Source organism: Streptomyces sp. AC627_RSS907, assembly GCF_019049165.1.
The window spans coordinates 51811-57865 of sequence record NZ_JAGMUE010000222.1 but is presented as its reverse complement, the minus strand read 5'-3'; the positions used below and the strand labels follow the sequence as shown (position 1 = coordinate 57865).

Here is a 6055-nt window from a genome sequence, read left to right as displayed (position 1 = left end):
GGTCCCGTGTCGGCGGACGGGTCGGTGTCGGCGGATGGTCCCGTGTCGGCGGACGGTCCCGTGTTGGCGGACGGCCCCGTGTCGGCGGACGGGCCCGCGTCGGCGGATGGCCCCGTGTCGGCGGACGGGCCCGCGTCGCCGGACGGCCCCGCGTCGGCGTACAGCTCCGTCAGCCGCCGCGCGTCCCGCGCGAACCGTTCCCGCAGGGTCGCGGGTGCCAGCACCCGCGCCTCCGGCCCGAGGGCCGTCAGCTGGGCGTGGGCGACCTCCTCGGACTCCACGGGCAGCGTCACCGTCACCCACCCGTCCGCGTCCGGCGCGTCCGCGTTCTCCAGCGCCTCCCGGGCGGCCGGCGCGTCGACGGCGTGCGGCAGCCTCCGCACGCCCGCCGCCGACAGCCGCACCACGACCTCGGTCCGCAGGATCGACCGCGCGAACTGCGCGGCCCGCTCCGCCCAGAACGCGGGCAGGTCGAAGTCGTCGTCCCGGGCGAAACGGTCCTCGCCCGTCTCCACCGCCGTGAACCGGTCGACGCGGTACACGCGGAAGGGCCCGCCGCCCGCCTCCCGCGCCACCCGCGCGCACAGGTACCAGACGCCCGCCTTCAGCACGAGCCCGTACGGCTCCAGCTCCCGGACGACCTCGTCCTCCCCGCGCCGGTAGCGCGCGGTGATGCGCCGGTCGTCCCAGACCGCGTCCGCGACCGCCGGCAGCAGCCCGGGCGTCGCGGGCTCCCGGAACCAGTTCGGCGCGTCCAGGTGGAAGCGCTGCGCCGCCGTGCGGGAGGCGTCCCGCAGGGAGGGCAGCAGGGCGGCGGACACCTTCAGGCGGGCCGCCGACGCCGCGTCCTCCAGGCCCATCTCGCGCAGCGCCCCCGGCACCCCGGACAGGAACAGCGCCTCGGCCTCGCCCCGGGCCAGCCCGGTCAGGCGGGTGCGGTACCCGCCGATCAGCCGGTAGCCCCCGGCCCGGCCCCGCTCCGCGTACACCGGCACGCCCGCCTCCGACAGCGCCTGCGCGTCCCGCGTCACGGTCCGCTCCGACACCTCCAGCTCCCGGGCCAGCTCGGTGGCGGTCATGGCCGGGCGGGACTGGAGGAGCAGCACCATCTTGATGAGGCGGGCGGCACGCATCCCCACATCATGCAGGAGAACGCGGGAGGCCCCCGCCGCGGCGGGGGCCTCCTCACCTCATGTCCGGCCTCTACAGGCCGTAGCGCTCGCGCGCTTCCTTCACGGCCGTCGCCTTGACCTCACCGCGCTTGGCGAGCTGGGCCAGGGCCGCGACCACGATGGACTCGGCGTCCACACCGAAGTGGCGGCGGGCGGCGTCACGCGTGTCCGACAGACCGAAGCCGTCGGCGCCCAGCGAGGCCCAGTCCTGCTCGACCCACTGCGCGATCTGGTCCGGGACCTGGCGCATGTAGTCGGAGACCGCGAGCACCGGGCCGTCGGCGCCCTGGAGCGCCCGCCGGACGTACGGCACCCGCTCCTCGCCGCGCAGCAGCGCCGCGTCGGCCTCCATCGCGTCCCGGCGCAGCTCGGTCCAGGAGGTCGCGGACCACACGTCGGCGGCCACGCCCCACTCCTCGGCGAGCAGCTGCTGCGCCTTCAGCGTCCAGTGGATCGCCGTACCGGAGCCCAGGAGCTGGATGCGCGGGGCGTTCGCGGCCGGGGTCAGACCCGCGGACTCCGCCGTGTTGAAGCGGTACAGGCCCTTGACGATGCCCTCGTCGACGCCGGGGACGGACGGCTTGGCCGGCTGCGGCATCGGCTCGTTGTAGACCGTCAGGTAGTAGAAGACGTTCGGGTCCTCGTCCGGGGCCGCCTCGCCGTACATGCGGCGCAGACCGTCCTTGACGATCGTCGCGATCTCGTAGGCGAACGCCGGGTCGTACGTCACCGCGGCCGGGTTGGTCGCCGCGATGGCGGGGGAGTGACCGTCCGCGTGCTGGAGACCCTCACCGGTCAGCGTGGTCCGGCCGGCCGTCGCGCCGACCAGGAAGCCGCGGCCGAGCTGGTCACCGAGCTGCCACATCTGGTCGGCCGTGCGCTGCCAGCCGAACATCGAGTAGAAGATGTAGAACGGGATCATCGCCTCGCCGTGCGTCGCGTACGACGTCGAAGCGGCGATGAAGTCGGCCATCGAACCGGCCTCGGTGATCCCCTCGTTGAGGATCTGGCCGTTGGTGGCCTCCTTGTAGTACATCAGCTGGTCGCGGTCGACCGGCTCGTACGTCTGGCCCTTGGGCGAGTAGATGCCCAGAGACGGGAAGAGGCTCTCCATGCCGAAGGTGCGCGCCTCGTCGGGGACGATCGGCACCCAGCGCTTGCCCGTCTCCTTGTCGCGGACCAGGTCCTTGACCAGGCGGACGAACGCCATCGTGGTGGCGACGCTCTGCGAGCCGGAGCCCTTGTCGAAGGACGCGAACGCCTTGTCGGCGGGCGCGGGCAGCGGCGCCAGCGGGTGCACGCGGCGGGCCGGGGCCGGACCGCCCAGGGCGGCGCGGCGCTCCTGGAGGTAGCGGACCTCGGGGGAGTCGGCGCCCGGGTGGCCGTAGGGGACCACACCGTCGACGAAGTCGCTGTCCTTGATCGGCAGGCCGAGCAGGTCGCGCATGTCCTTGAACTCGTCCACCGAGAGCTTCTTCATCTGGTGGTTGGCGTTCTTGGACGCGAAGCCGCGGCCGAGGGTGTGACCCTTGACCGTCTGGGCCAGGATCACGGTCGGCGCGCCCTTGTGGGCGAGCGCCGCCTTGTACGCGGCGTAGACCTTGCGGGACTCGTGACCGCCGCGCGAGTAGTGGAAGCACTCGAGGATCTTGTCGTCGCTCAGCAGCTTCGCCATCTCGACGAGCGCCGGGTCCTTGCCGAAGAAGTCCTCGCGGATGTAGGCGGCGTCGCGCGTCTGGTACGTCTGCACCTGCGCGTCCGGTACCTCGCGCAGCCGGCGTACCAGCGCGCCCGTGGTGTCGAGCTGGAACAGCTCGTCCCACGCCGTACCCCACAGCGACTTCACGACGTTCCAGCCGGCGCCGCGGAAGAGGGCCTCCAGCTCCTGAACGATCTTGAAGTTGGCGCGGACCGGACCGTCGAGGCGCTGCAGGTTGCAGTTGATGACGAAGGTCAGGTTGTCCAGGCCCTCGCGGGAGGCGAGGGTGAGCGCGGTGGTGGACTCCGGCTCGTCCATCTCGCCGTCACCGAGGAACGCCCACACGTGGGAGTTGGTGAGGTCCTTGATGCCGCGGCTGGTCAGATAGCGGTTGAACCGCGCCTGGTAGATCGCGGAGATCGGCCCGAGGCCCATGGAGACGGTGGGGAACTCCCACAGCCAGGGCAGGCGGCGCGGGTGCGGGTAGGACGGCAGGCCGTTGCCGCCGGCCTCGCGGCGGAAGTTGTCGAGCTGCTCCTCGCTCAGCCGGCCGTCGAGGAAGGCGCGGGCGTAGATGCCGGGGGAGGCGTGGCCCTGGACGTAGAGCTGGTCACCCGAGCCGTCCCCCTCCTTGCCCTTGAAGAAGTGGTTGAAGCCGGTCTCGTACAGCCAGGCCGCGGAGGCGAAGGTGGCGATGTGGCCGCCGACGCCGTACTTGCTGCCACGGGTCACCATCGCCGCCGCGTTCCAGCGGTTCCAGGCGGTGATCCGCTGCTCCATCTCCTCGTCGCCGTCCACAGCGGGCTCGTCGGCGGTCGGGATGGAGTTGACGTAGTCCGTCTCGAGGAGCTTCGGCAGCGCGAGGCCGGCGCCCTCGGCGCGCTCCAGTGTGCGGCGCATCAGGTACGCGGCACGGTGCGGCCCGGCCGCCTTGGTGACGGCGTCCAGGGAGGCCTGCCATTCGGCGGTCTCCTCCGGGTCGCGGTCCGGGAGCTGGTCGAGCTCGCTCGGCTGGATGGCTTTGGGGTCGGTCATGTCGCCGCCTTCCTCAGTCGAAGGGGGTTCCCTCATCGGCAAGGGTTCGGGGGTGCCCTAGGTCTTTGGCAGGACAGGGCTGGGGCTCTGGTGGAAGCCCGCTGGTGACTGTAACCCCCTGATCGATGATCGATCAAAGGATTGAGTGGCAAAACCTCTCGATCTCGAGAAAGTCGGCACGCGGTGCCTCCGGCGGTGGCACGGGGTGACGGTTCCATTCGGGGATCTGTGCAGGTGAGGCGGGGTGGGCGCGGATGAGCCCGGGGGCTCTGGGGGGCAGCCCCCGGGCCCCCTGGGCAGGGCAGGGGCGGCGGGGACGAGAAGGGTCAGGCGCGGGGCGCGCAGCCCAGGACGTGGGACTTGACCAGCTCCGCGATACGCGGGTCCCGGCGCCGGAACGCCGCCACCAGTTCCTCGTGCTCCTCCGCGTACGACTGCTGCACCGTGCCCAGCCACCGTATCGACAGCGCCGTGAACACCTCGATGCCCAGGCCCTCCCAGGTGTGCAGCAGCACCGAGTTGCCGGCCGCGCGCACCAGCTCCCGGTGGAAGCCCACCGTGTGCCGGACCTGGCCCGTCCCGTCGGACGCCCGGTCGGCCTCGTACAGGGCGGCGACGTGGGGCTCCAGGGCCGAGCAGTCCACGGCGAGCCGCTCCGCCGCCAGCTCCGCCGCGATGGCCTCCAGGCCGGCCCGGACCGGGTAGCTCTCCTCCAGGTCGGCGGCGGTCAGGTTGCGCACCCGCACGCCCTTGTTCGGCGCCGACTCGATCAGCCGCAGCGACTCCAGCTCGCGCAGCGCCTCCCGCACCGGCGTCTGGCTGACCTCCAGCTCGGTCGCGATCCGCCGCTCCACGATCCGCTCGCCCGGCTGCCAGCGTCCGCTGATGATCCCTTCCAGGATGTGCTCGCGGATCTGTTCGCGCAGCGAGTGGACGACGGGCGCGGTCATGAGAGCTCCTTCGGGAGGGGCCCCTTCGGCCCCCTGGGGCGTTGACGCTTAGACAATACGGCCGTCACGGTGCGCGGAAGGGGCGCACGGGGGCGCTTTCACGCAGGTGAGACGAGACTTACACAGCGCGACGTACCCCGGACACGACGGTGCCCCCGCCCGGAGAGTTCCGGGCGGGGGCACCGTACAGGCACACCGACAGGGGGGTTACAGGCCGAGCTCGACCTCGAACTCGCCCGCCTCCAGGATGGCCTTGACCGCCGTCAGGTAGCGGGCGGCGTCGGCGCCGTCCACCAGGCGGTGGTCGTAGGACAGGGTCAGGTACGTCATGTCGCGGATGCCGATGACCGTGCCCTCCTCCGTCTCGATGACGGCCGGGCGCTTGACCGTGGCGCCGATGCCGAGGATGGCGACCTGGCCCGGCGGCACGATGATCGTGTCGAACAGCGCGCCGCGCGAGCCGGTGTTGCTGATGGTGAAGGTCGCGCCCGCCAGCTCGTCCGGGCTGATCTTGCTGGCCCGCACCTTGCCCGCCAGGTCGGCGGTCGCCTTGGCGATGCCGGCCAGGTTGAGGTCACCGGCGTTCTTGATGACCGGGGTCATCAGGCCCTTCTCGGAGTCCACCGCGATACCGATGTTCTCGGTGTCGAAGTAGGTGATGGTCCCCTCGGCCTCGTTGATCTTGGCGTTGATCGGCGCGTGCGCCTTCAGCGCCTGGGCCGCGGCCTTGACGAAGAACGGCATCGGCGAGAGCTTGACGCCCTCACGGGCCGCGAACGCGTCCTTGGCGCGGGCGCGCAGCTTCATCAGGCGGGTGACGTCGACCTCGACGACCGACGACAGCTGGGCCTGCTCGTGCAGCGCCTTGACCATGTTGTCGCCGATGACCTTGCGGATGCGCGGCATCTTGACGGTCTGGCCGCGCAGCGGGGAGGCCTCCAGGACGGGGGCCTTCCTCGCGGCGGGCGCCGCGGGCGCGGGCGCCGAGGCCGGAGCCGGGGCGGCCGCCTTCGCGGCCTCGGCGGCGGCGATGACGTCCTGCTTGCGGATACGGCCGCCGACGCCGGTGCCCTTGACGGTGGACAGGTCGACGCCGTTCTCGGCGGCGAGCTTGCGCACCAGCGGGGTGACGTAGGCACCGTCGTCCACCGGCTGGGCGGCGGCCGGGGCGGCCGGAGCGGCGGCCGGGGCCGGCGCGG

The 6055-nt window shown here is 72.3% G+C and carries 3 protein-coding genes and 1 pseudogene; all 4 read right to left on the bottom strand.

From position 1 onward, the window contains the following. Positions 1-158 precede the first annotated feature (158 nt). Positions 159-1133 (bottom strand): annotated as a pseudogene (locus KUM32_RS32615) (helix-turn-helix transcriptional regulator); the annotation flags it as partial. Between the two features lie 70 nt (positions 1134-1203). Further along, the gene (gene aceE / locus KUM32_RS32610) at positions 1204-3906 is read right to left on the bottom strand and encodes a pyruvate dehydrogenase (acetyl-transferring), homodimeric type (protein ID WP_217145545.1); all 2703 of its coding nucleotides are present in this window, start codon (positions 3904-3906) and stop codon (positions 1204-1206) included. A 326-nt stretch (positions 3907-4232) separates the two neighbouring features. Beyond that, entirely contained in the window at positions 4233-4856 is a 624-nt protein-coding gene (locus KUM32_RS32605; RefSeq protein WP_217145544.1) for a GntR family transcriptional regulator, read from the bottom strand. Positions 4857-5063: 207 nt separating this feature from the next. Continuing rightward, a partial coding sequence (gene sucB / locus KUM32_RS32600; RefSeq protein WP_217145543.1) for a 2-oxoglutarate dehydrogenase, E2 component, dihydrolipoamide succinyltransferase occupies positions 5064-6055 on the bottom strand: 992 nt, incomplete at its 5' end.

Coding starts and splice junctions, on each gene's coding strand:
- KUM32_RS32605 (WP_217145544.1), bottom strand. CDS start 4,856: ATGACCGCGCCCGTCGTCCACTCGCTGCGCGAACAGATCCGCGAGCAC.
- aceE (WP_217145545.1), bottom strand. CDS start 3,906: ATGACCGACCCCAAAGCCATCCAGCCGAGCGAGCTCGACCAGCTCCCG.